Below are 25633 nucleotides of genomic sequence, written 5' to 3'. Positions count from 1 at the left end.
CCACAGGGGGTCGCGGCGGGGCGAAGTACGCGAGACGGTCATGCCATGAGCAAGCACCGTGAATCACTCAGCGGCCGTCCGGACGCCCAGCAGATCACCCTGCGCAGCCCCGCCGAACTCGCCGACGCCCTTCCGTACATGATGGGCTTCCAGCCCAGCGACTCGATCGTGCTCGTCGCCCTGCACGGCCGCCGCGGCCGGTTCGGGGGCCGCGTCAGGCTCGGCATCCCACGGTCCCCGGCGGAGTGGTCGCCGGTCGCGGAGCAGCTCGCCGGCTGTCTCGTCCACGGCAGCGAGCGGCGCGGGGAGCGCCCCGACGGGATGGTCGTCTTCCTCTGCCGGGATCCGGAGCCCGGCGAGAGCGGCGAGCGGGTCATGGAGCGGCTGCGGCCGCTCGCCCAGCGCCTGCGGACCGCCTGCGGGGCGCTCGACGTCCCCGTCCTGGAGGCCCTGTGCGTCTCGGACGGCCGCTTCTGGTCCTACTGCTGCCCCGATGCCCGCTGCTGCCCGCCCGAAGGGACGCCGCTCGCCCTCCCGGGCACCTCGGTCATGGCCGCCGCTGCCGCCTACGCGGGCGTACGGGTGCGCGGCAGCCAGAAGGAGATGGAGGCACGCCTCGCGCCCCGGGCCTTCTCCGGCGTCGCCGCCCAGACCCGAGCGCTGGACGACGCGGGGGCGGCGCTCCTGTCCCGGGCCCTGGAGGAGAGCGGTCGGCGCGCCATCGCCGTCGAGACGCTGGACCTCGCGCGCCGCCTCATGGACCGCCTGGCGCGGTCGTCGCCCGGAGAGGGAGCCGGCGTCTCCGCCGCCGCGGCCGATGCCGAGGACGACCGCGTCATCTCTGCCCGCGAGGCCGCGGCGCTGATCCTCGGCCTCCAGGACCGCCGGACCCGGGTCCGGGCGGCGCAATGGATGGAGGGCGTCGACGCCGCGCCCGCCCTGCGGCTGTGGCGGGCCCTGGCCCGCCGGTGCGCCGGTCTCTACCAGGCCCATGCGGCGGCCCCGCTGACGCTGGCCGGCTGGGTCTCCTGGGCGACGGGCGACGAGCCGTCGGCCAGGGTCGCCCTCGGGCTGGCCCTCCGCACCGATCCGGGCTACGTCTTCGCCCAGTTGCTGCACCAGGCCTGCAACGAGGGCATCGACCCGGAGACGCTGCGGCACTGTCTGCGCCAGGACCAGGACTGGCCCACGGCCCCCGGCGACACCTCCCGGCACCTCTCCGCGGCCCCGGGCGACGTGGCGGACTCGGGGAGCGCGGCCGCCGCACGAGGCGCCCGCGCCACAGAGGGCGAAGGCCCGCCCCGTGGTGGCGCCCCGCGCCCGCTGCCCCGGCCGTCCGCACGCCGCACCCGCCGCGGCCGCCGCGCGGCTCCGGCCGGTGCCTCCCCGCTCCCGCGGCCGGGCGGGAGCGGGAGCGCGGCCTCGGGCGCGGAGCCCCGGCAGGGCGAGGGCACCCTGCCAGGAGGCCGCCCCGTCCCGGGCGCCGGACGCAGGTCCAGTTCCTCCGCCAGGCGTCTCCGCCGCCGCACCCGCCGGATCGCGAGTGGCACCGGCCGCCCGGCCGTCGGCACCCCGGGGCGCCGGCACCCGGGCCGGGCGCCCCGCGAGCGCACCGCCGACGGCGCCGCGCATGCCCGGAGGTGATCCCGCGGCCCGCCCGCGCGCCGCGAGGGTCCGGAGGCGCCCCGCACGCTCGTGAGCGCGCCGCGAGAGCCCGGCACCGTCCCCGCGGCCCGCCCGCGCGCCACGCGGGCCCAGGAGAGGTGACTCCGCGCCGCCCGCGCCACCCGTGAGCGCGGCGCGAGCGGCCGCGGAGTGGCAACTGGGCGGCGTGCGGCCCGTCGTGCCCGCCGGGCGGCGCTCGGGCGAACCGCTCGAACACACGAGGAAGGGTGTCTTTATCGTCAGGCAGACGACTATGATCGCGGCATGTCGCCCTACGACCCGTCGGCCTTCCCGCCCTTCGCCGTCACCGTCGACCTGGTCGTGCTCACCGTGCGACGGCACGCGCTGTGCGCGCTCGTCGTCCGACGAGGGGAGCCGCCGTTCCAGGGGCGGTGGGCGCTGCCCGGAGGATTCGTCCGTGACGACGAGGACCTCGCGGGCGCGGCGGGACGCGAGCTCGCCGAGGAGACCGGCCTGAGCGCACACGACCCGGCGCTGCCGACGGGAAACGGCGCCCACCTGGAGCAGCTCGCCACCTACGGCGACCCCCGCCGCGATCCGCGGATGCGCGTGGTCAGCGTCGCCCACCTGGTGCTCGCCCCCGACCTCCCGGCACCGCGCGCCGGAGGAGACGCCAACAGCGCGCGCTGGGCGTCGGTCGAGGAACTGCTCGCGATGCGGGACGCCGGCGGAGCGGAGGAGGGCGAGCAGGCGCCGCTCGCCTTCGACCACGCGACGATCCTGGCGGACGGGGTGGAGCGGGCGCGTTCCAAGATCGAGTACTCGTCGCTGGCCACGGCGTTCTGTCCGCCCGAGTTCACCGTGGGGGAGCTGCGGCGCGTGTACGAGGCGGTGTGGGGTGTGGCGCTCGACCCCCGCAACTTCCACCGCAAGGTGACGGGGACGCCCGGCTTCCTCGTCCCCGCCGGCGGCACCACCACCCGCCAGGGCGGTCGTCCGGCCCAGCTGTTCAGGGCGGGCGGGGCGACACTGCTCAACCCGCCGATGCTGCGCCCCGAGGTCTGACGGCCCCGGCCGCCCGCCCCCGCCCGGCACCCCACACACCCGACCGGCATTCGATGCACGAAAAGTCGGAAATGTCGCGTTATCTTGCTGCGGTACCCGTGCTGCCGCTGAGCGGTCTCACCTTCCGCGAAAGATGGCGAGAGAAGCGATGCTCCAGGCCGTCGGAGTGACCAGTGTCCGCCGCGCCGAGGGCCGGCCGGCCGTCGACGACATCTCGTTCGAATGCCTGCCGGGCCAGGTCACCGTCCTGCTCGGGGCGCGGGGCGCGGGGAAGACGGCGCTGGTCCGGCTGATCGCGGGGCTCGACGCGGGCCGGGGCGTGACCTACTTCCGCGGCACCCCCCTCCACCGCGTCTCCGACCCGGCGCGGGAGGTGGGCCTGGTCCTCGGTGAGGTGCCCGGACACCCCGCCCGCACGGCGGGCGGGCACCTGCGGATGCTGAGCGCCGCCGTGGGAGTGCCCGCAGCCCGCGCGGACGACCTGCTCGACACCGTCGGTCTCGGCGCCCTGCGGGACGAGCGACTGGGCCTGCTGTCCCGGGGCATGGACCGCCGACTGGCCCTCGCCGCGGCGCTGTTGGGCGACCCGCACACCCTGATTTTCGACGAGCCGTGCCGGGACCTCTCCGCACGTGACGGCGCGTGGCTCCTCGGGCGCATCAGGGACCACGCGACTGCCGGCGGCACCGTCCTGTGCGCGACCCGCGACCCGAAGGCGGCGGCCAGGTTCGCCGATCATGTGATCACCGTCGACGGCGGAAGGGTCGCCGCCGACCAGGACGTGGAGGCGTTCGCGCGCACCAGACTCCGGCCGCGCGTCAGCGTCCGCACACCCCATGCCGCGCGGCTCTCGGACGCCGTGCGCAGGGAGGCGCGCGCCGCCAGGCGCTCGGTGGAGGTGGTGAGCGAGAGCAGCAGCCTGCTGTCGGTGTACGGGAGCAGCTGCCCGGAGATCGGCGAGACGGCCTTCCGGCACGGGGTGCTCGTCCACCGGCTGACCGAGGAGGTCGGCGACACCGGCACGGCGGTGGCGCCGCACCCGCGCGCGGCAGGCGGCGAGGCGGTGCCGCCGCACGAGTCCGCGTCCGCCGGCTCCCCGGCCCGCGTGGCGACGACGACCCCGCCTCCAGAGCCGGCTGCCGCCCCCGCCGCCCCCGGGCTCACTGCCTCTGAGTCCGCACCCCGGATCGCGCCCCCTGAGCCCGGCGGCGCCCCCCCTGCGACCGCACCCCAGGCCGGCTACCCCCACGCCCCCGCCCCTCGGACGCCCCACGCCCCCGCTCCCCAGGCGCGCCCCGCGACCGCCACGGCGCCCCCGGCGGACCCCGTTGACGCGCTCCGGGGCGCGGACGAGGCGCCCGCGGTGCGGCCGGGGAGGTCGCGGAGTCCGCGCCGAGCGCTGCGGTACGAGGTGCGGCGGCTGCTCGGCGTCCGCACCGCGCCCCTGATCGCGGCGGTGGTCGTGGCCTCGTCGCTGGCGCTGTGCGTCCTGCTCGCCCGGGGCGGGGCCGCTCCCCGGCCCTCGGTCCTGGTGGCCTGGCCGGGCTTCCTTCCGCTGCCGCCCGCCGCCTTCGGTGCCGGTCTGATCGGCGCGCTGTCCTTCGGAGAGGAGTTCCGCTTCCCCGCGCTCACGGCGGTGCGCGGGGTCTCCCCGCGGCGTCCCGGACTGCTGGTGGCCAAACTGGCCGTGACGGCAGTGGCGGCGGTGACCCTGGCGGTGCTCGCCGTCGTCGCCGACGCCCAGGTCCTGCGCCTCGTCCACGGCGCAGACTTGGGCGCCTTGCGGGCGAACTGGGCCGACCTCGGCATCCGTTGGCTGGGGCTGTGCGTCGGCTGCGCCTGGGCGGGGCTGCTCGCCGCGGCCGTGTTCCGGGTCACGGCCGCCGGGGTGGCGGCCGTGCTCGCCGTCCCCGTACTGATCGCCCCGCTGGTCGAGTTCGCGCTGCTCGGACCGGCCGTCCGTTCGATCGCCGGTCTCCCCGGGCGAATTCGGTCCGTGGCGCAGGGCCGCCTTCCCGAGAGCGCGGACCCCTGGATCCGCGGCGCCCTGGAGCTGGTGGCCCAACCGGTCGGAGCCGCCATGGTGTTGTCGTTGTCGGCTCTGATCTGCGCGTATCTGTTCATCGCGCTCCGGCGCAGGACGACTTGGTGATCGTCCGGGACCGCATCGTGGCGCGGTGGCCACAACTTCAGTGAAAGGGCCCGATTCCTTCCGATGAGGCGTCAATGGGGGAGCGGGCGCTGATCACCCTTTCGTGTGCTTTTCACCAAAGACCTCAAGGGGTCCGGAAACCGCGCCGACAAAGGATGCGTGAGTACCCTTGCGCACACCATGATGACCGCCGCCCGTCCCGCCGAGTCCGGCCTGACCGGCCCGGGCGAACTCGACCGATACCCCTATGCGGAGTCGCCGGGCGCCGACCGCGTCCCGCCCCCCGCGTGGCAGGGCGCGGACGCGGACCTGGGGCGGGCGCCCCGTCGTACGGCCGGCAGCCGCGGCCGCGGGCTGCACGGCCAACTCGTCCAGCAGCTCGGACAGATGATCGTCTCCGGTGACCTCGGGGCCGACCGGCCGCTGGTCCCCGAGGAGATCGGCCAGCGTTTCGAGGTCTCGCGCACCGTCGTGCGGGAGTCGCTGCGCGTGCTGGAGGCCAAGGGGCTGGTGAGCGCCCGCCCGAATGTCGGTACGCGGGTCCGGCCGGTCAGCGACTGGAACCTCCTCGACCCCGACATCATCGAATGGCGCGCCTTCGGTCCGCAGCGCGACGACCAGCGCCGCGAGCTCAGCGAGCTGCGCTGGACGATCGAGCCGCTCGCGGCCCGGCTCGCGGCAGGGCACGGCCGCGACGAGGTGCAGCAGCGGCTGGGCGACATGGTCGAGATCATGGGCCATGCCCTCGCCCAGGGTGACGGCCTCACCTTCTCCCGGGCCGATGCCGAATTTCACTCGCTGCTCATCCAGCTCGCCGGCAACCGCATGCTGGAGCACCTCTCCGGGATCGTCGGTTCGGCACTCCAGGTGTCCGGAGGTCCCGTCACCGGCTGTGACCGTCCGACCGAGGCGTCCGTGGCGCACCACGCCCGGATCGCCGACGCCCTCGCGTCCGGCGACCCGCACGCGGCAGAATCCGCCATGCGGCAGCTCCTCACGGTGCATCCGGACGTGGACCGCGTCGTCCCCGCACCGCGCGAGCACTGACCGCGGCGGGCGCGCGGGAGAGGCGTCCGTGCGGCGTGTCGCCGGATTCCGCAGGGGATCCGGCGACACGCTGTACGTGGTCTGTCGCGTTACGTCCGGACTTGCCCCCTACGAGGTGTGACTCGGGCCACGCGAATTGGGCGTAACACTCCTCGAGACGCTGCGATGACCTAAGAGGTGACAGCCGAAGAGGGAATACAGCCGCCGGGGACGGCGCTGTGACAGCTCCCAGGTTCAGCCCGCGCCCACCGGTACATCCGCGACCCGGTGGTCGTCGGCTCCGGCCCGATCATGGGCGGGGCCGGAAGCCGTTTCCATCGTTCCGAGAGGTTGTTCGTGTCGGCCAGCACATCCCGTACGCTCCCGCCGGAGATCGCCGAGTCCGAGTCTGTGATGGCGCTCATCGAGCGGGGAAAGGCTGATGGGCAGATCGCCGGCGATGACGTGCGTCGGGCCTTCGAGGCTGACCAGATTCCGCCAACCCAGTGGAAGAATGTTCTGCGCAGCCTCAACCAGATCCTCGAGGAAGAGGGTGTGACGCTGATGGTCAGTGCAGCGGAGTCGCCGAAGCGCGCCCGCAAGAGCGTCGCAGCGAAGAGCCCGGCAAAGCGCACCGCCACCAAGACCGTCGCCGCCAAGACGACCACGGCGAAGACCGTTGCCGCCACCGCGGCGCCGTCCGCCGAGACCGTCGAGGCCACGGCGGACGACTCGGCGGCCGCCGCTCCTGCCAAGAAGGCCGCCGCCAAGAAGACGGCGGCCAAGAAGACCGCGGTCAAGAAGACCGTCGCCAAGAAGACCGCCGCGAAGAAGACCGCGGGCAAGAAGGACGACGAGCTCGCCGAGGGCGAAGAGCTGCTCGACGACGTCCAGCCCGGCGGCAAGGGCGAGGAGGAGGAGACCGAAGGCGAGAGCAAGGGCTTCGTCCTCTCCGACGACGACGAGGACGACGCGCCCGCGCAGCAGGTCGCCGTCGCCGGTGCCACCGCCGACCCGGTCAAGGACTACCTGAAGCAGATCGGCAAGGTCCCCCTGCTCAACGCCGAGCAGGAGGTCGAGCTCGCCAAGCGCATCGAGGCCGGTCTGTTCGCCGAGGACAAGCTGGCGAGCGCCGACAAGCTGGCGCCGAAGCTCAAGCGCGAGCTGGAGATCATCGCCGAGGACGGCCGCCGGGCCAAGAACCACCTGCTGGAGGCCAACCTCCGGCTGGTCGTCTCGCTGGCCAAGCGCTACACCGGCCGCGGCATGCTCTTCCTGGACCTGATTCAGGAGGGCAACCTCGGTCTGATCCGCGCGGTCGAGAAGTTCGACTACACCAAGGGCTACAAGTTCTCCACGTACGCCACCTGGTGGATCCGTCAGGCGATCACCCGCGCCATGGCCGACCAGGCCCGCACCATCCGTATCCCGGTGCACATGGTCGAGGTCATCAACAAGCTCGCGCGTGTGCAGCGCCAGATGCTCCAGGACCTGGGCCGCGAACCCACCCCGGAGGAGCTGGCCAAGGAGCTCGACATGACCCCGGAGAAGGTCATCGAGGTCCAGAAGTACGGCCGCGAGCCCATCTCGCTGCACACCCCGCTCGGCGAGGACGGCGACAGCGAGTTCGGTGACCTCATCGAGGACTCCGAGGCGGTCGTGCCGGCCGACGCGGTCAGCTTCACCCTGCTCCAGGAGCAGCTCCACTCGGTGCTCGACACCCTGTCCGAGCGTGAGGCGGGCGTGGTCTCCATGCGCTTCGGTCTCACCGACGGCCAGCCGAAGACGCTGGACGAGATCGGCAAGGTCTACGGCGTGACGCGTGAGCGCATCCGTCAGATCGAGTCGAAGACGATGTCCAAGCTGCGCCACCCGTCGCGTTCCCAGGTGCTGCGCGACTACCTCGACTAGGCCGCCGCGCACCGCGCCCGCAGGGGCGCCGTGACGACACCGAAGGGCCCGGACCCCGTGAGGGGGCCGGGCCCTTCGGCGTGCCGTGGAGGGCCGCGCGGGTGCGGGCCCCGGTCCGCTGCACGACGCTGAGTGCAACCGAGTCACGCAGAGTCAGGAGTGCGTATGCGTCGTCCCAGCGTCCGAGGCCCGGCCCGACTGTCGGCCCTGATCGCAGCCGTGATCGCGTCCCCACTGGTGGTGGCGGCGCCCGCGGCGGCCGACAGCGTCGTCATCGGCGGTTACGAGGTGAGTGCGGAGAGCAGTCCGTGGGTGGTGGCCCTGTCCAGCCGTGACCGGTTCGGCGCAGCGCGTGCCGGTCAGTTCTGCGGGGGTGTGGTGGTCTCGCCCACCACGGTGATGACGGCGGCCCACTGTCTCAGCCCGGCGGTGCTGGGCAAGGATGTGCGGCTGGTGCGGGATCTGCGGGTGGTGTCGGGCCGAGCCGACCTGGAGGCCGAGGGCGGCCAGGAGGTCGCCGTGCGGTCGAGCTGGATCCCGCCGGAGTACGACCCCGAAGCGAACAGCCCCGACATGGCCCTGCTCACCCTCTCCCAGGCTCTGCCGGCGTCCCGGGTGCTGCCCGTCGCCCGGGCGGGGGACGAGGCGTACACGCCCGGCACGGAGGCCGTCGTCTACGGCTGGGGTGACACCACGGGGGCCGGCGGTTACGCCTCGAAGCTCCGGGCGGCACGGGTGTCGGTGCTCCCGGACGAGAACTGCGCCACGGCCTATCCGGGCGGCGCGGACGGGCGGTACACGCCGGCCACGATGCTCTGCGCCGGTGACACCGCGGGCGGGCACGACGCCTGCCAGGGCGACAGCGGAGGGCCGCTCGTGGCCGGGGGGCGTCTCATCGGCCTGGTCTCCTGGGGGAGCGGCTGCGGGCGCCCGGACGGCCCGGGCGTCTACACCCGGGTCTCCGCCGTGCTGCCGTCGGTGCCGGGCGTACTGCCCGGCGGCGGGGACTGAACGCGGATCCGGGCCGCCCCCACGGGGCGGTGACGGTACGAGAACGGGCGGCCGCTCCTGGTGTGCAGGGGCGGCCGCCCGTCGCCGGTCCCGGGACCGGCCTTGGCTCGTCGCGGGTGAGGGTCAGCGATCCTCTTCGCCGGTGCCGGTCGGCACAACCGTCAGCCGGTCCGTCTCGTCCTGTATCTCAGCGGCGATCTTCTTGAGTTCCGGCTCGAACTTGCGCCCGTGGTGGGCGCAGAAGAGCAGTTCGCCGCCGCTGATCAGAACAACGCGCAGGTATGCCTGGGCGCCGCAGCGGTCGCAGCGGTCAGCGGCCGTCAGCGGGCTCGCGGGGGTCAGAACAGTAGTCACGTCGCCTCTTCTCTAGCTCGACGAGCTGTCGTACCAGGGTCAACATCCAACCAGCCCGAAAACGTTCCCGCTCGTGGCTTTTCCTCGAAACTTTTCCCGAGGTGGCTGTCTGTTGCCGGTTGGCGGCGAATGAGCCGTATTGCTTCGCTCTACGGATTTCGCGTTGCTTGTCTCGTTTGGCCCTCCCGGCTGGGTTGCCGGTTGTTGATGAGGACGTGCCCGGAGCCTAAATGGTTCATGCCTCGAAGGGAACGTGATGTTCACGTCACCCCATCGAGGGATCGAACACGCATGCGATGCTGGACTAGCATGAGAAATCATGTGGGTGGCGTTACATCGGCTCTACCAGGCCTCGGTACGCTCTGTGCGGCGACCGACGCCCGGGCCCTTACCCCACTTGGCCCCATCTGAAATTCAGCGAGGAGCGAACCGCGTGACCGCCGAAACGTCCGTGCCATCCACGGCGCTGCTGACCGCAGACCGTGACGGCTCCAACTACACCGCGCGGCATCTGCTCGTCCTGGAAGGCCTCGAAGCGGTCCGCAAGCGACCCGGCATGTACATCGGGTCCACCGACAGCCGCGGCCTGATGCACTGCCTGTGGGAGATCATCGACAACTCCGTCGACGAAGCCCTCGGCGGCCACTGCGACCACATCGAGGTCCTCCTCCACGAGGACGGCTCAGTCGAGGTCCGGGACAACGGGCGGGGCATCCCCGTCGACGTCGAGCCGAAGACCGGCCTCTCCGGCGTCGAGGTTGTGATGACCAAGCTGCACGCCGGCGGAAAGTTCGGCGGCGGCTCCTACGCGGCCTCCGGCGGCCTCCACGGCGTCGGCGCCTCGGTGGTCAACGCCCTCTCGGCCCGGCTGGACGTCGAGGTGGACCGCAGCGCGGCCACCCACATGATCAGCTTCCGCCGCGGCGTCCCCGGCATCTTCACCGAGTCCGGCCCCGACGCCCCCTTCGACCCGTCCGGCGGGCTGCTCAAGGGCAAGCGCGTGCCCAAGGCGCGCACCGGTACCCGTGTGCGGTACTGGGCCGACCGCCAGATCTTCCTCAAGGACGCCCGGCTCTCCCTGGACACGCTCCACCAGCGGGCCCGCCAGACGGCCTTCCTGGTGCCCGGCCTGACCATCGTCGTCCGGGACGAGCGCGGACCGGCCGGCGGCGACGGCGAGGGCAAGAGCGTCGAAACGTTCCACTTCGACGGCGGCATCAGCGAATTCTGCGAGTACCTCGCGCAGGACAAGGCCGTCTGCGACGTGCTGCGGCTGAGCGGACAGGGCACCTTCAAGGAGACCGTCCCCGTCCTCGATGACCGCGGCCACATGACGCCCACCGAGGTCACCCGGGAACTCGCCGTCGACATCGCCATGCGCTGGGGCACGGGCTACGACACCACCCTCAGGTCGTTCGTGAACATCATCGCCACCCCCAAGGGCGGCACCCATGTCACCGGCTTCGAACGCTCCGTGACCAAGACGATGAACGAGGTGCTCCGCTCCGCCAAGCTGCTGCGCGTGGCCGAGGACGACATCGTCAAGGACGACGCCCTGGAGGGCCTGACGGCGGTCGTCACGGTCCGGCTGGCCGAGCCGCAGTTCGAGGGGCAGACCAAGGAGGTCCTCGGCACCTCGGCGGCCAACCGGATCGTCGCGAACGTGGTCGCCAAGGAGCTCAAGGCGTTCCTGACCTCCACCCGGCGGGACGCCAAGGCGCAGGCCAGGGCCGTGCTGGAGAAGGCCGTGGCCGCCGCGCGCACCCGCATCGCGGCCCGTCAGCACAAGGACGCCCAGCGCCGCAAGACGGCCCTGGAGTCCTCCTCGCTCCCCGCGAAGCTCGCCGACTGCCGCAGCGACGACGTGGAGCGCAGCGAGCTGTTCATCGTCGAGGGCGACTCGGCGCTGGGCACCGCCAAGCTGGCCCGCAACAGCGAGTTCCAGGCGCTGCTGCCGATCCGCGGCAAGATCCTCAACGTCCAGAAGTCGTCCGTCTCCGACATGCTGAAGAACGCCGAGTGCGGGGCCATCATCCAGGTCATAGGAGCCGGCTCGGGCCGCACCTTCGACATCGACGCGGCCCGCTACGGCAAGGTCATCATGATGACCGACGCCGATGTCGACGGATCCCACATCCGCACCCTGCTGCTCACGCTCTTCCAGCGCTACATGCGGCCGATGGTCGAGGCCGGCCGGGTCTTCGCCGCCGTGCCGCCGCTGCACCGGATCGAGCTCGTCCAGCCCAAGAAGGGCCAGGACAAGTACGTGTACACGTACTCCGACAACGAGCTGCGCCAGACCCTGCTGGAGTACCAGCGCAAGGGTGTCCGCTTCAAGGACTCGATCCAGCGCTACAAGGGTCTCGGCGAGATGGACGCCGATCAGCTCGCGGAGACCACGATGGACCCGCGCCACCGCACCCTGCGCCGGATCAACATCGGCGACCTGGAGTCCTCCGAGCAGGTCTTCGACCTCCTGATGGGCAACGAGGTCGCCCCCCGCAAGGAGTTCATCACCAGCTCGGCGGCCACGCTCGACCGGTCGCGCATCGACGCCTGACCGTCCCTCCCCGGGGCCCTTCATCACCTGATGGGGTGAAGAGCCCCGGGGAGAGAGTCCGGGATGCTCCCGCTCTGTCCATCCTTGTGCGTGCGTACCGAAACGGTTCGCTGACAAGGAGAGTTGAGCGTGGAGAAGCAGGAAGGGCGGGACGCCGCCGGTGTGCGGCTCGAGGACCCGTGGGCCGACGTCCCCGCCACCGGCTGGGGCGACACCGGCCGCAGGCACGTCCCGGCCCCGGCCGCCGGTCCGGACGAGCAGGACGCGGCGCCCAGCGCCGCCGACATCTACCTCCAGGTGCAGCGCAGCCCCGCCTTCCAGGAGGTGCGCCGCCGCTACCGCCGCTTCGTCGTGCCCGCCACGCTCGCCTTCCTGCTCTGGTACCTGGCCTATGTCGTGGCGGCGACGGCGGCACCCGGGCTGATGGCCCGGCCGGTCGCCGGCGCGCTGAACGTGGCCATGGTGGCCGGGCTCGCGCAGTTCCTCACCACCTTCGTCCTGACCTGGGCCTACGCCCGGCACGCGCGGCTGCGCCGGGACAGCGCCGCCCTGGAACTGCGCTGGGACACCCAGGAGATGACACGCGGAGCCGGCCGGTGAGCGGCGACCACCAGGCACTCGCCCTCGTCCTGTTCAGCGCCTTCGTCGCGGTCACCCTCGGCATCACCACCTGGGTCGGCCGCAACCGCCGCGGCTCCGCCGAGGAGTTCTACGCCGGAGGGCGGCTGTTCTCCCCGATGGAGAACGGCTTCGCCATCGCCGGCGACTACATGTCGGCCGCGTCCTTCCTCGGCATCTCCGGTCTGATCGCCCTGTTCGGCTACGACGGGATGCTCTACTCCGTCGGATTCCTGGTGGCCTGGCTGGTGGTGCTGTTCCTCGTCGCGGAACTGGTGCGCAACTGCGGCCGGTTCACCCTCGCCGACGTGGTCGCCTCCCGGATGAGCGCACGCAAGGTGCGGATCGCCTCGGGAACTTCCTCGGTCACCGTGTCCGTTCTGTATCTGGTGGCGCAGATGGTGGGAGCCGGGTCCCTCGTCGCGCTGCTGCTGGGCGGTTCGAGCGAAGCCGCGCGCTCGTGGACCGTCGTCGGCGTCGGTGCCCTGATGGTGATCTACGTGTCGATGGGAGGGATGCGGGCCACCACCTGGATCCAGATCGTGAAGGCCGTGCTGCTGATGGCCGGGGCGATCGCCATGACCGTGCTCGTGCTGGTGCGCTTCGGCGGGGACGTCGGACACCTCCTCACCTCCGCGGCCGAGCGCAGCGGCCACGGAAGCGACTTCCTGGCCCCGGGGCTGAGGTACGGCGGGGACTGGACCTCCCGCCTGGACTTCATCAGCCTCGGCCTGGCACTGGTGCTCGGCACGGCGGGACTGCCGCACATCCTGTCGCGCTTCTACACCGTGCCGACCGCGCGGGCCGCCCGCCGCTCGGTCGTCTGGTCGATCGGACTCATCGGCAGCTTCTACCTGATGACGATCGTGCTCGGCTTCGGCGCCGCCGCCGTCGTCGGCACGGCCGAGGTCCGCGAGTCCAACGCGGCGGGCAACACGGCCGTCCCCCTGCTCGCCCTCGACCTCGGCGGCGGAGCCGGGTCGACCGGGGGCACGGTGTTGTTCGCGGTCGTCGCCGCGATCGCCTTCGCGACGATCCTCGCCGTCGTCGCGGGCATCACGCTGGCGTCGTCCGCGTCCGTCGCCCATGACCTGGTGGCCTCGCTGCGGCGGCGTCCCGGCCGTGACCGGGCCCGTGACGGGCGCCCGCCCCGGCGCCGGCTGGGAGAGGTCGCCGTCGCGCGGCTCGCCGCCGTCGGCATCGGCGCGGTGGCCATCGGGCTCGGACTGCTCGCCCGCGACCTGAACGTGGCCTTCCTGGTGGGACTCGCGTTCGCCGTCGCCGCCTCCGCCAACCTGCCGGTGCTGCTCTACTCGCTGTTCTGGCGGGGCTTCACCACCCGCGGCGCGCTCTGGTCGGTCTACGGCGGCCTGGTGCCGGCCGTGCTGCTGGTGGTGCTGTCACCGGTGGTGTCGGGGAGCGAGCAGGCGCTCTTCCCGGGCGTCGACTTCCAGGTCTTCCCGCTGGAGAATCCGGGGCTGGTGTCGATCCCGCTGGGCTTCCTGGCGGGCTGGATCGGCACGGTGACGTCCCCGGAGCCGCCCGACGACGCCCGGCACGCCGAGACGGAGGTGCGCGCGCTCACGGGAGCCGGTGCGGTGTAGCACCACACCCGGCGGGAGAGGGCCGACCGGGGCGAGGTCAGGCGCTTCTGGTCCACAGGTACTGGTGCTCCGGCCGCCCCGTCTCGCCGTACCGCAGGCTCAGGCGGACGCGGCCGGCCTTCTCCAGCAGCTTCAGATAGCGCTGCGCCGTCTGGCGGCTGATCCCCGCGTGCTCGGCGATCTCCTGCGCCGACAGCGGCGCCTCGGCCGCGAGGAGCACCTGGCGGACCACGCCGGCCGTGGTGGGCGAATGCCCCTTCGGCAGCTCCGGCGCGGCCGTCCCGGCGGCCAGGGTGCCGAAGATGCGGTCCACGTCGGCCTGTTCGGCCTCGCCGCCGCCGTCGAGGGTCCGCCGCAGGGCCGCGTACGCCTCCAGCTTGGCGCGCAGTCCGGCGAAGGTGAACGGCTTGACGAGGTACTGGAGCGCGCCGTGGCGCATCGCGGCCTGCACGGTGGCCACGTCGCGTGCCGCGGTCACCATGATCACGTCGGTGTGGAGTCCCAGGCGGCGCAGTTCGCGGACGACGGCGAGGCCGTTCTCGTCGGGCAGGTAGTGGTCCAGCAGGATCAGGTCGACGGGTGTCCCGGCGACCTGGGCGAGGGCCTCGGCCGCCGAGTGCGCCCGGGCCACGACCCGGAAGCCGGGGAGCTTGCCGACGTAGGCGGCGTTGATCTCCGCGACCCGGGTGTCGTCGTCCACGACCAGTACGTCGATCATCGTGCCCGCCCGCTCTCCTCGGCCGCCGGCGAGGGCGACTCCTGCGGTGCCGGTGCCGGTGCCGGTGCCGGTGCCGGTACCGATGACGTTGTCCGGGCCGTCGCCGGCAGCGCCGACCGCTCCGGTGCCGCGGCCGTCTCCGTCAGGGCCTCCGGCAGGACCACGGTGAACTCCGCGCCTCCCGCCGGGGCCTCCCGGACCACCGCGCCGCCGCCCTGGCGCTCGGCGAACCGCCGCACCAGCGCGAGACCCAGGCCCCGCTTGCCGTGGGTGGGCAGTTCCTTGGTGGACCAGCCCTCGGCGAAGATCAGCTCCCGCCGCTCCTCCGGCACGCCGGGCCCGCTGTCGGTGATCCGGATGCGGACCGTGCGTCCGTCCGCCCGCAGCGCGACCTCCACCGCCGCCCGCGGCGTGCCGGCGGCCGCGTCCAGCGCGTTGTCCACGAGGTTCCCGACGACCGTCACCAGCCCCCTCGGGTCGACCAGCCGGTCGGGGAGCAGCGAGGAGGGCGCCATGCGCAGCGACACACCGCGCTCCGCCGCCACCGCCGCCTTGCCCACCAGCAGCGCGGCGAGCAACGGGTCGTGGACCTTCTCCGTGACCTGCTCCGCCGTGGCCCGGTGCACGCCCACCACCTCGGTGACGTACTCCATCGCGTCCTCGTACATCTCCAGTTCCAGCAGGCCCAGCAGGGTGTGCATCCGGTTGGCGTGCTCGTGGTCCTGCGCACGCAGGGCGTCGATGAGACCGCGGGTGGAGTCGAGCTCCCTGCCGAGCTGCTCCAGCTCGGTGCGGTCGCGCAAGGTCACCACGGCGCCGCCGTCGTCCGTGGGCATGCGGTTGGCGATCAGGACCCGGCTGCCCCGTACGGTCAGCAGGTCGTCCCCGGTGACCCGGCCGGCCAGCACGTCCGTGGTCCGCCCCGGTCCCATCGCCTCCTCCAACGGACGGCCCACAGCATCGGTTCCGACCGCCAGCAGACGCTGGGCCTCGTCGTTCAGGAGCCTGACCCGGCCGCCCCGGTCGAGGGCCACCACGCCCTCCCGGATGCCGTGGAGCATGGCCTCCCGCTCGGCCAGCAGCGCGGAGATGTCGGAGAAGGCCAGGTCGTGGGTCTGGCGCTGGAGCCTGCGGGAGATCAGATAGGCGGCGAGCGCGCCCGCGGCCAGCGCGCCGCCGGCGTAGGCGAGCAGCCCGGGGATGGCCTCCAGCAGCCGGGCGCGGACGCTGTCGTACTCGATGCCGACGGACACCGCGCCGACGATCCGGCCCTCGTCGTCGCGCAGCGGGACCTTGCCGCGCGCCGAGCGGCCGAGGGTGCCGCTGTCGATCTCCATCACGGCACGGCCGGCCAGCGCGTCGCTCGGGTCGGTGGAGACGGGCCGGCCGATCTCGTCCGGTGAGGTGTGGGACCAGCGGACGCCGGCCGCGTTCATGACCACGATGTACTCGGCGCCGGTGGCCAGCCGGATGCGCTCGGCCTCCCGCTGCACCGCGCCGCCCGCGTCGGGCCGCGTGGTGGTCAGCTCCCCGGCGAGCGCGGGGGAGGCGGTGGTCTGGGCGATGGCCAGCGCACGCCGCATCGCCTGGTCGTCCAGCTGGTCGCTCAGCGGGGCCAGGAAGAGGCCGGTGGCCAGTGCGGTGACTCCGGTGGCGACGGTCAGCTGCATCAGCAGGACCTGGGAGAAGACCCGCTGCGGCCAGCCGAACCGCCGTCGGCGGGCGGGGCCGGTCGGTACGGGGCTCATGTCCGAAAACGGTAGACGGCGCCGCCCGCTTTCGGAAACGTCCAGGTCGGACGGGGTGGCCCGGACCGGTGGGAGGGCTCGGGGACGGCGGTCCGCGCGCACGTGGGGGCGTGCCGCACGCCTATCCTGGTGCACCCGGACGGACCGCGCCGTCGGGGCGGGCGGTGCCGGGCAGCGGCCGGCCGTGAGCCGTCCGGAGCGTGCGAGCCGTCGTCGTGATGTCGTGAGTCGAGAGGTGCCGCAGTGAGTCCGAGCAGGTCCCAGATCCCCGTCGTCGTCCTCGCGGGCTTCCTCGGATCGGGCAAGACCACGCTCCTCAACCATCTGCTGCGGCGCAACGGCGGCAACCGCATCGGGGTCGTCGTCAACGACTTCGGGTCCATCGAGATCGACGCCATGACCGTGGCCGGACAGGTCGGCTCGACGATCTCCCTGGGCAACGGCTGTCTGTGCTGCGCCGTCGACGCCGGGGAGCTCGACGAGTACCTGGAGAAGCTCACCAGGCCCTCGGCCCGGATCGACGTCATCGTCGTCGAGGCCTCCGGCCTGGCCGAGCCCGAGGAACTCGTCCGCATGGTCCTCGCCAGCGAGAACCCCCGCGTGGTCTACGGCGGTCTCGCCGAGGTCGTCGACGCGGTCGAGTTCGACGCCACCCGGGCCCGGCACCCCGGGATCGACCGGCATCTGGCCCTCGCCGACCTGGTGGTCCTCAACAAGACGGACCGGGCGGGCGCGGCCTCGGTCGCCCGGGTGCGCGAGGCACTCGCCGGGATCGCCCCCGGGACCCCGGTGGTGGAGACCGCGTACGGCCGGATCGACCCCGAGCTGCTCCTGGACCCGGCCGTCCGGCCCGAGCGCGACGAGAAGGTCCGCCAGCTCTCCTTCGAGGACCTCCACGCGGACGCGTACGACGCCGAGCACGGCCACGAGGGGCATCTGCACGCCGCGTACGAGAGCGTCTCCGCCGTCTCCGCGGTGCCGCTCCATCCGCGGCGGCTGATGGACTTCCTGGACACCCGGCCGCCCGGCCTCTACCGGATCAAGGGCTGGGCCGACTTCGGGGACGCCGACCCCGACCACCGCTACGCGCTCCACGCGGTGGGCCGGTTCCTGCGCTTCTACCCGGAGCCGTGGCCGCCGGGCGAGCCCCGGCGGACGCAGCTCGTGCTGATCGGCTCGGGCACCGACGCGGACGCGCTCCGCAAGGAGATCGACGGCTGCGCGCAGACCGGCCTGCCCGGGGACGTGCCGGACGAGCGGAGCATGTGGGGCGTCCTGCGCTACGTCCACCGCGACCCGGAGGACGGACAGGACGCCGCGGAGCAGGGCGAGCCGGACGACCCGCGTCACCCCGCGGAGGCGGACGACGCGGATGACTCCGGCCGCCAGTACGGCTGACACGGATGTGCCCCGGGCGGGACGCCCGGGGCACATCCGTGTCAGCTAGGCCGCCGGGCCCGCCAGCACCGCCACGGGCGTCGCCAGCGGGGTACCGGAGCCGTCCCGCCGGGGGTCGGCGTCGGGCAGGTCGACCGGGGTGCCGTTCGCCTGCGCGGCGCGTGCCGGGGCCGCGCCGGCCCAGGCGAAGACCAGCATGTCCTCGCCCTTCAGGAACCGCTGGCAGCGCACACCACCGGTGGCGCGGCCCTTGCGCGGGTACTGGTCGAAGGGCGTGAGCTTCGCCGTCGTCGGCGCGTCGTCGAGGGTGTCGCGGGAGCCCGCCACGGTGAACACCACCGCGTCCACGGCCGGATCGACCGCGGTGAACGAGAGGACCTCGGCGCCGTCCGCCAGCTTGACGCCCGCCATACCGCCCGCGGCCCGGCCCTGCGGCCGCACCTGGGAGGCCGGGTAGCGCAGGAGCTGGGCGTCGGACGTGATGAAGACCAGGTCCTCCTCGCCGGTGCGCAGCTCCGAACCGCCGACGATCCGGTCCCCGTCCCTGAGGGCGAAGACCTCCAACTCGTCCTTGTTGGACGGGTAGTCGGGCACGACCCGCTTCACCACGCCCTGCAAGGTGCCGAGGGCGAGACCGGGCGAGGACTCGTCGAGGGTGGTGAGGCAGACGACGGACTCGCCGGCCTCCAGCGTGAGGAACTCGGCGAGCGGCGCGCCGCCCGCCAGGTTCGGGTCGGACGCCGTGTCCGGGAGCTGCGGCAGGTCGATCACGGCGATGCGCAGCAGCCGGCCGGCCGACGTCACCGCGCCCACCTCCCCGCGCTGCGTGCCGAGCACCGCGGAGACGATCACGTCGTGCTTGGTGCGCCGGCCGCCCTGCTCGGGCAGCGGCTCGCCGGTGGCCGTGCGGGCCAGCAGCCCGGTGGACGACAGCAGCACCCGGCACGGGTCGTCGGCGACCTGGAGCGTGGCGGTGGGGGCCGGGGAGCCCGCGGACTCCAGCAGCACCGTCCGGCGGGGGGTGCCGAACTTCTTCGCCACCGAGGCCAGTTCGGCGGAGACCAGCTTGCGCAGCTCGGCGTCCGACTCCAGGATGCCCGTCAGCTCGTCGATCTCGCCGTTGAGCCGGTCGCGCTCGCTCTCCAGCTCGATCCGGTCGAACTTGGTCAGCCGGCGCAGCGGGGTGTCGAGGATGTACTGCGTCTGGACCTCGCTCAGCGAGAAGTGCCCGATCAGGCGCTCCTTTGCCTGGGCCGAGTTCTCGCTGGAGCGGATCAGACGGATGACCTCGTCGATGTCGAGCAGGGCGACGAGCAGGCCCTCGACCAGGTGCAGCCGGTCGCGGCGCTTGGTGCGGCGGAACTCGCTGCGCCGGCGCACCACTTCGAAGCGGTGGTCGAGGTAGACCTCCAGCAGCTCCTTGAGACCGAGGGTGAGCGGCTGTCCGTCGACCAGGGCGACGTTGTTGATGCCGAAGGACTCCTCCATCGGCGTCAGCTTGTAGAGCTGCTCCAGCACGGCCTCGGGGATGAAGCCGTTCTTGATCTCGATGACCAGCCGCAGGCCGTGCTGGCGGTCGGTGAGGTCCTTGACATCCGCGATGCCCTGGAGCTTCTTGGAGCCGACCAGGTCCTTGATCTTCGCGACGACCTTCTCCGGGCCGACGGCGAAGGGGAGTTCGGTGACGACCAGGCCCTTGCGGCGGGCGGTGACCGTCTCCACCGAGACGGTGGCGCGGATCTTGAAGGTGCCGCGGCCCGTCTCGTACGCGTCCCTGATGCCGCCGAGGCCCACGATCCGGCCGCCGGTGGGCAGGTCGGGGCCGGGGACGTGGCGCATCAGCGTCTCGAGGTCGGCGTTCGGGTGGCGGATGAGGTGCCGGGCCGCCGCGACGACCTCGCCGAGGTTGTGCGGGGGCATGTTGGTCGCCATGCCGACGGCGATGCCGGCCGCGCCGTTGACCAGCAGGTTGGGGTAGGCGGCGGGGAGGGCGACGGGCTCGCGCTCCTGGCCGTCGTAGTTGGACTGGAAGTCGACCGTGTCCTCGTCGATCGACTCCGTCATCAGGCTGGTGGCGTCGGCCATCCGGCACTCGGTGTACCGCATGGCGGCCGGCGGGTCGTCGTTGCCCAGCGAGCCGAAGTTGCCGTGCCCGTCGACGAGGGGGAGGCGCATGGAGAACGGCTGCGCCATGCGCACCAGCGCGTCGTAGATCGACGCGTCGCCGTGCGGGTGGAGCTTGCCCATCACCTCGCCGACGACGCGGGCGCACTTCACGTAGCCGCGGTCGGGGCGCAGGCCCATCTCGTTCATCTGGTAGACGATGCGGCGGTGCACCGGCTTCATGCCGTCACGGGCGTCGGGCAGGGCACGGGAGTAGATCACCGAGTACGCGTACTCGAGGAAGGAGCCCTGCATTTCGTCCACGACGTCGATGTCGAGGATCTTCTCCTCGAACTCCTCCGGCGGTGGGGTCTTCGTGCTGCGGCGGGCCATCGCGGCGGCTGCTCCTTCACGTACCAGTCTGGATCCGACGCACACCATTGTGGACCGTCCCACTGACAGCACCGACGCGACCCGGAAGAGGGACGTGGTGCGCGGGCGGGAACTTCGCCAGGCCCCGGTGCGCTTGCATAGGGTGGCAGGACTCTTTCACATCGCGATCGAAGGGACGTACATGCCCATGGGTCACACGGCCACAGGCCAGGCCGGCTCCGGCGGCCTGACAGCGACCGAGCACCGCCTGGCCAACGGCCTGCGCGTGGTGCTCTCCGAGGACCACCTGACCCCCGTCGCCGCGGTGTGCCTCTGGTACGACGTGGGCTCCCGCCACGAGGTGGCGGGGCGCACCGGCCTCGCGCACCTCTTCGAGCACCTGATGTTCCAGGGCTCCGCACAGGTGAAGGGCAACGGGCACTTCGAGCTCGTGCAGGGCGCCGGCGGATCGCTCAACGGCACCACCAGCTTCGAGCGGACCAACTACTTCGAGACGATGCCGACCCACCAGCTGGAGCTCGCCCTCTGGCTGGAGGCCGACCGCATGGGATCCCTGCTCGCCGCCCTCGACGACGAGTCCATGGACAACCAGCGCGACGTCGTGAAGAACGAGCGCCGCCAGCGCTACGACAACGTGCCCTACGGCACCGCCTTCGAGAAGCTGACGGCCCTCGCCTACCCGGCGGGCCACCCGTACCACCACACGCCGATCGGCTCCATGGCCGACCTCGACGCGGCCACCCTCGAGGACGCCCGGGCGTTCTTCCGCACCTACTACGCGCCGAACAACGCGGTGCTGTCGATCGTCGGCGACATCGACCCCGAGGAGACCCTCGCCTGGGTCGAGAAGTACTTCGGGTCGATCCCCTCGCACGACGGAAAGCAGCCGCCGCGCGACGGCACCCTCCCCGACACCATCGGGAGCCAGCTCCGCGAGGAGGTCGTCGAGGAGGTGCCCGCCCGCGCCCTGATGGCCGCCTACCGGCTGCCCCACGACGGCACCCGCGAGTGCGACGCCGCGGACCTGGCGCTCACCGTCCTCGGCGGCGGGGAGTCCTCCCGGCTGCACAACCGGCTGGTCCGCCGCGACCAGACGGCGGTGGCCGCCGGCTTCGGGCTGCTGCGCCTGGCCGGCGCCCCGTCGCTGGGCTGGCTGGACGTCAAGACGTCCGGCGGCGTCGAGGTCCCGCAGATCGAGACCGCGGTCGACGAGGAGCTGGCCCGCTTCGCCGCCGAGGGGCCGACCCCCGAGGAGATGGAGCGCGCGCAGGCCCAGCTGGAGCGCGAATGGCTGGACCGGCTGGGCACCGTGGCCGGCCGCGCCGACGAACTCTGCCGCTACGCGGTGCTGTTCGGCGACCCGCAGCTCGCGCTGACCGCCGTCCAGCGCGTCCTCGACATCACCCCCGAGGAGGTGCAGGCCGTCGCCAAGGCGCGACTGCACCCGGACAACCGGGCCGTGCTGGTCTACGAACCGATCACCGCCGACGAGAACGACGACACCGAGGGGGCGGACCAGTGAGCGACGCTGCCGTGACCATGGACTTCCACCCGCAGCCGGCCGCCGGTACGGCCCGTCCCTGGGCGTTCCCCGCGCCGGAGCGCTCCACCCTGGACAACGGGCTCACCGTGCTGCGCTGCGACCGCCCCGGTCAGCAGGTCGTCGCGGTGGAGGTGCTCCTCGACGCGCCGCTCGACGCGGAGCCCGCGGGCCTCGACGGCGTCGCCACGATCATGGCGCGGGCCTTCTCCGAGGGCACCGACAAGCACAGCGCCGAGGACTTCGCCGCCGAACTGGAGCGCTGCGGCGCCACGCTGGACGCGATGGCGGACCACGCGGGCGTCCGGGTCTCCCTGGAGGTCCCCGCGTCGCGTCTGCCCAAGGCGCTCGGCCTGCTCGCCGACGCCCTGCGCGCCCCGGCGTTCGCCGACGGCGAGGTCGGCCGGCTGGTGCGCAACCGGCTCGACGAGATCCCGCACGAGATGGCCAACCCGGCCCGCCGGGCGGCCAAGCAGCTCTCCGCCGAGCTGTTCCCGCCCACCCTGCGTGTCTCGCGTCCGCGCCAGGGCACGGAGGACACGGTGTCGCGGATCGACGCCGCGGCCGTGCGCGCCTTCTACGAGGCCCACGTCCGGCCGGCCACGGCGACCTGTGTGATCGTCGGCGATCTCGCGGACACCGACGTGGACGCCGTGCTCGCGGAGACCCTCGGCGCGTGGACGGGCGACAAGGCGTCCCCGCGTCCGGTCCCGCCGGTGACCGCGGACGACACCGGCCGGGTGGTCATCGTCGACCGTCCCGGCGCCGTGCAGACCCAGCTCCTCATCGGCCGTGTCGGTCCCGACCGCCACGCGAGCGTCTGGCCGGCCCAGGTGCTCGGCTCCTACTGCCTCGGCGGCACGCTGACCTCCCGTCTGGACCGGGTGCTGCGCGAGGAGAAGGGGTACACCTACGGCGTGCGGGCCTTCGGGCAGGTGCTGTTGTCGGCCCCCGACGGATCGGGTGCCGCGATGCTCGCCATCAGCGGCTCGGTGGACACGCCCAACACCGGTCCCGCGCTGGACGACCTGTGGAAGGTGCTGCGCACCCTGGCGGCCGACGGCCTCACCGACGCCGAGCGCGACGTCGCCGTGCAGAACCTCGTGGGTGTCGCCCCGCTGAAGTTCGAGACGGCGGCCTCCGTCGCGGCGACCCTGGCCGACCAGGTGGAGCAGCACCTCCCGGACGACTACCAGGCCCGGCTGTACGCGCGCCTGGCCGACACGGGCACGGTGGAGGCCACCGCCGCGGCGGTCAGCGCCTTCCCGGTGGACCGCCTGGTGACGGTCCTGGTCGGCGACGCCTCGCAGATCGCGGAGCCCGTCAAGGCGCTCGGCATCGGCGAGGTGAGCGTCGTCACCGGCTGACCGGCCGGGCCCCGGCAGGCGCGAAAGCGCCCGAAAAGGGGCGAAGAGGTGGCGAGGGGACCCCGGTGCGATGCGTGATGCCGGGGTCCCCTCGTTTCCCGTCCCTTGTCCCTTTTGGGGAGAGCGTCCTTCTCTGTCCTGTGGCATGCGTGACAAAAGCGCCGTTCCGTTTGGTGATCGACTGGCGGCCTGCCTAGCGTCGATCCGGCTGTTCGCCGAAACCCCGCCGCGCCCGCGGCATCGGACAGTCATCGCCGAGTCCCCGTCAGGCGCGAGCCTGGGGAGCCGGGGACCCATGCAGTCCCTGGGGTGAATCGGATGCCTTCGTCCGCGGAGGTGCCCGTAGGAGACCTTCCTGCTCCGAACCCGTCAGCTAACCCGGTAGGCGAGAAGGAAGGAAAGGACCAGCCTCTTCATGGCGTTCACCCGTGCCACCGGGAAGCACCGTGCCCCGAGCCGCCTGACGCGCAGGAGCGCGAACCTGGCCGGCGTCGCGACCCTCGCCACCGCGGGCGTCATCGGCACCCTCGCCTCCCCGGCGGTCGCCGCCGACGCCGAGGCCGCCGCCTCCGTCGAGGACACCGGCCTCACCCAGATCGTGTCCATGGGGTCCATCGCCGACGAGATCGCCGACCAGGCGGCCGCGCAGAAGAAGGAGGCCGCCGAGGCCGCCGCCCGCGCCAAGGCGAAGGCCGAGGCCGAGGCCGAGGCGAAGCGCAAGGCCGAGGCGCGCGCCAAGGAGATACGCGAGGCCAAGGAGCGCGCCGCCCGCGAGGCCGAGCGCAAGCGGCTGAACGCCTTCCGGATCCCGGTCGCCGGCTCCCATGTGACGACCGGCTACCAGACCGGCGGCAACCTCTGGTCCTCCGGCAGCCACTCCGGCGTCGACTTCCGCGCCGCGTCCGGCAGCACCGTCGTCGCGGTCGGCGCCGGCACCGTGGTCGAGGCCGGCTGGGGCGGCGCGTACGGCAACAACGTCGTCCTCCGTATGAACGACGGCACGTACACGCAGTACGGCCACCTGTCGTCGATCGCCGTCTCCGTCGGCCAGCAGGTCATGGCGGGCCAGCGGCTCGGACTGTCCGGCTCGACCGGCAACTCGACCGGCCCCCACCTGCACTTCGAGGCCCGCACCACGGCCGAGTACGGCTCCGACATCAACCCGGTCGCGTATCTGCGCGCCCGCGGCGTCAGCGTCTGACCCGCACCGCCTCCGACAGCCCCCGGCACCGCGCCGGGGGCTGTCGTGCGTGGCAGGGGTGCACGAGGGGCGGCGGGGCCGTCCCCGCGCCCGCTGTCCGGCCGCCCGGCCGGCGGGCCCGTCCCGCTCCCGCGATGCGGTAGGGACGGTCCGGCGGGGTCGTCCGCTCCCGCGATCCGGCCGCCCGGTCCGGCGGGGCCGTCCGCGCCCGCGATCCGGCCTTCCGATTCCGGCCAAAAGCCCAGAAGATATCCACGGATTCCCCTCGGCCTTCGGAAAATCCCGCGGACTGGAATAGAGTCGCCGGACACGAGTCAATCGGTGCAGATTTTCGTGCGGATCAGACGGAGGTTCGGCCATGCGCATTCCCGCGCACTCTGTATGCACGGCGATTCGCGACGACATCGTCACCGGTGTCTTCGAGCGCGGCAGCCGGCTCACCGAGGAGCAGCTCGCTCGCCGCTACGGGGTCTCCCGCGTCCCCGTGCGGGAGGCGCTGCGCACGCTGGAGTCCGAGGGCTTCGTCGTCACCCGCCGTCACGCCGGGGCGCATGTCGCCGAGCCGACCGACCAGGAGGCCGCCGATCTCCTGGAGATCCGGCTGCTGCTGGAGCCCCTCGGTGCCGCGCGCGCGGCACAGCGGCGCACCGAGGCCCATCTGAAGGTGCTGCGCGGCCTGGTGCGCCTCGGTCAGGACCGCGCACGGCGCGGTCAGGGCGAGGATCTGCGCTCGCTGGGCGCCTGGTTCCACGAGACGCTCGCCCAGGCCTGCGGCAGCCCCGGGCTCACGGCGCTGCTCACCCAGCTCCGCCACAAGACCGCGTGGATGTACACGGTCGACCAGCCCGCGGCGCCCGTGGAGTCCTGGGCCGAGCACGGCGCCATCGTGGACGCGGTCGCACGCGGTGACGTGGAGCGGGCGCGTGCGCTCACCGCCCTGCACGCCGAGCGCGCGGCCGCCGCGCACCGGCTGCGCCGCCCGGAGCGGGTGAGGACTTCGCAACACGCCGTAAACATCGGGAGCGCCCGCAATTAACAGAGGGGCCGTATACAAAGAGGAGCCATTCGCGGGCGCCTCTTTCTGCTGCCCGAATTCTCCCGGCCGGTAATTCATTAGCCGTGCCGGGCCTGTGAATTACCGGCAAGCGGCACAAAAAAGCCGCGGCGCCCTCGGGGGGTTGCCGCGGCTTTTCCGCGAAGCGTGCGGGGGTGCACCCGCGGGGCCCGTGGCCCGGCCG

18 protein-coding genes and 1 riboswitch are annotated in these 25633 nt (G+C 72.8%); of the genes, 14 read left to right on the top strand and 4 right to left on the bottom strand.

From position 1 onward, the window contains the following. Positions 1-45 precede the first annotated feature (45 nt). The 6 genes from JE024_RS09365 (at position 46) to JE024_RS09340 (ending at position 8791) form a co-directional block, all read left to right on the top strand. Complete coding sequence (locus JE024_RS09365; RefSeq protein WP_205373139.1) at positions 46-1644, top strand: DUF4192 domain-containing protein; 1599 nt, start codon at positions 46-48, stop codon at positions 1642-1644. A gap of 285 nt (positions 1645-1929) precedes the next feature. Next, entirely contained in the window at positions 1930-2691 is a 762-nt protein-coding gene (locus tag JE024_RS09360; protein ID WP_205373138.1) for an NUDIX hydrolase, read from the top strand. A gap of 133 nt (positions 2692-2824) precedes the next feature. Beyond that, the gene (locus JE024_RS09355) at positions 2825-4843 is read left to right on the top strand and encodes an ATP-binding cassette domain-containing protein (protein WP_372449785.1); all 2019 of its coding nucleotides are present in this window, start codon (positions 2825-2827) and stop codon (positions 4841-4843) included. A 159-nt stretch (positions 4844-5002) separates the two neighbouring features. Next, positions 5003-5890, top strand: a complete 888-nt coding sequence (locus JE024_RS09350; protein WP_205373137.1) for a FadR/GntR family transcriptional regulator — start codon at positions 5003-5005, stop codon at positions 5888-5890. Positions 5891-6226: 336 nt separating this feature from the next. After that, entirely contained in the window at positions 6227-7780 is a 1554-nt protein-coding gene (locus JE024_RS09345; protein WP_205373136.1) for an RNA polymerase sigma factor, read from the top strand. A gap of 165 nt (positions 7781-7945) precedes the next feature. Then, a complete protein-coding gene (locus JE024_RS09340) occupies positions 7946-8791 on the top strand; it encodes a serine protease (protein WP_205373135.1) in 846 nt (281 codons plus the stop codon). Between the two features lie 123 nt (positions 8792-8914). Here JE024_RS09340 and JE024_RS09335 read toward each other — a convergent pair whose 3' ends face one another. Beyond that, positions 8915-9145, bottom strand: coding sequence for a DUF7455 domain-containing protein (locus JE024_RS09335; RefSeq protein ID WP_205373134.1), 231 nt, complete (start codon positions 9143-9145; stop codon positions 8915-8917). A gap of 433 nt (positions 9146-9578) precedes the next feature. Here JE024_RS09335 and JE024_RS09330 point away from each other — a divergent pair, with 433 nt between their 5' ends. The 3 genes from JE024_RS09330 to JE024_RS09320 all read left to right on the top strand — a co-directional run bounded on the left by JE024_RS09330 (position 9579) and on the right by JE024_RS09320 (position 13927). Then, entirely contained in the window at positions 9579-11705 is a 2127-nt protein-coding gene (locus JE024_RS09330) for a DNA gyrase/topoisomerase IV subunit B (protein ID WP_205373133.1), read from the top strand. Positions 11706-11834: 129 nt separating this feature from the next. After that, entirely contained in the window at positions 11835-12305 is a 471-nt protein-coding gene (locus JE024_RS09325) for a DUF485 domain-containing protein (protein WP_244882727.1), read from the top strand. Continuing rightward, positions 12302-13927 (top strand): monocarboxylic acid transporter, encoded by a 1626-nt coding sequence (locus JE024_RS09320; protein ID WP_205373132.1) that lies wholly within the window; start codon positions 12302-12304, stop codon positions 13925-13927. The genes JE024_RS09325 and JE024_RS09320 overlap by 4 nt, the downstream gene beginning before the upstream one ends. Positions 13928-13964: 37 nt before the next feature. Here the strand turns inward: JE024_RS09320 and JE024_RS09315 are convergent, their stop codons facing one another. Next, a complete protein-coding gene (locus JE024_RS09315; RefSeq protein WP_205373131.1) occupies positions 13965-14645 on the bottom strand; it encodes a response regulator in 681 nt (226 codons plus the stop codon). After that, on the bottom strand, positions 14642-16393 hold the full coding sequence (locus JE024_RS09310) for a sensor histidine kinase (RefSeq protein ID WP_205373130.1): 1752 nt from the start codon (positions 16391-16393) through the stop codon (positions 14642-14644). The genes JE024_RS09315 and JE024_RS09310 overlap by 4 nt, the downstream gene beginning before the upstream one ends. Positions 16394-16636: 243 nt before the next feature. On the opposite strand from JE024_RS09310, the gene JE024_RS09305 reads away from it, so the two are divergent. Next, the gene (locus JE024_RS09305; protein ID WP_205373129.1) at positions 16637-17791 is read left to right on the top strand and encodes a CobW family GTP-binding protein; all 1155 of its coding nucleotides are present in this window, start codon (positions 16637-16639) and stop codon (positions 17789-17791) included. Between the two features lie 45 nt (positions 17792-17836). On the opposite strand, the gene JE024_RS09300 is transcribed toward JE024_RS09305, so the two are convergent. Continuing rightward, positions 17837-20287, bottom strand: a complete 2451-nt coding sequence (locus JE024_RS09300; protein WP_205373128.1) for a DNA gyrase/topoisomerase IV subunit A — start codon at positions 20285-20287, stop codon at positions 17837-17839. 181 nt (positions 20288-20468) lie between these two features. On the opposite strand from JE024_RS09300, the gene JE024_RS09295 reads away from it, so the two are divergent. From JE024_RS09295 to JE024_RS09280, 4 genes are all read left to right on the top strand, one after another. Next, positions 20469-21809: a M16 family metallopeptidase gene (locus JE024_RS09295; RefSeq protein ID WP_205373127.1), complete on the top strand. Its 1341-nt coding sequence runs from the start codon at positions 20469-20471 to the stop codon at positions 21807-21809. 17 nt (positions 21810-21826) lie between these two features. After that, positions 21827-23194: a M16 family metallopeptidase gene (locus JE024_RS09290; RefSeq protein WP_205376463.1), complete on the top strand. Its 1368-nt coding sequence runs from the start codon at positions 21827-21829 to the stop codon at positions 23192-23194. Between the two features lie 242 nt (positions 23195-23436). Beyond that, positions 23437-23597: riboswitch (cyclic di-AMP (ydaO/yuaA leader) on the top strand. Positions 23598-23609: 12 nt separating this feature from the next. Further along, entirely contained in the window at positions 23610-24395 is a 786-nt protein-coding gene (locus JE024_RS09285) for a M23 family metallopeptidase (RefSeq protein ID WP_205373126.1), read from the top strand. 358 nt (positions 24396-24753) lie between these two features. Next, a complete protein-coding gene (locus JE024_RS09280; protein ID WP_205373125.1) occupies positions 24754-25431 on the top strand; it encodes a GntR family transcriptional regulator in 678 nt (225 codons plus the stop codon). Positions 25432-25633: the final 202 nt, after the last annotated feature.

It is taken from the genome of Streptomyces zhihengii (genome assembly GCF_016919245.1).
Classification (GTDB): Bacteria; Actinomycetota; Actinomycetes; order Streptomycetales; family Streptomycetaceae; genus Streptomyces; species Streptomyces zhihengii.
The sequence above is the reverse complement of the archived record's forward strand: the minus strand, read 5'-3'. Positions and strand labels throughout refer to the sequence as shown.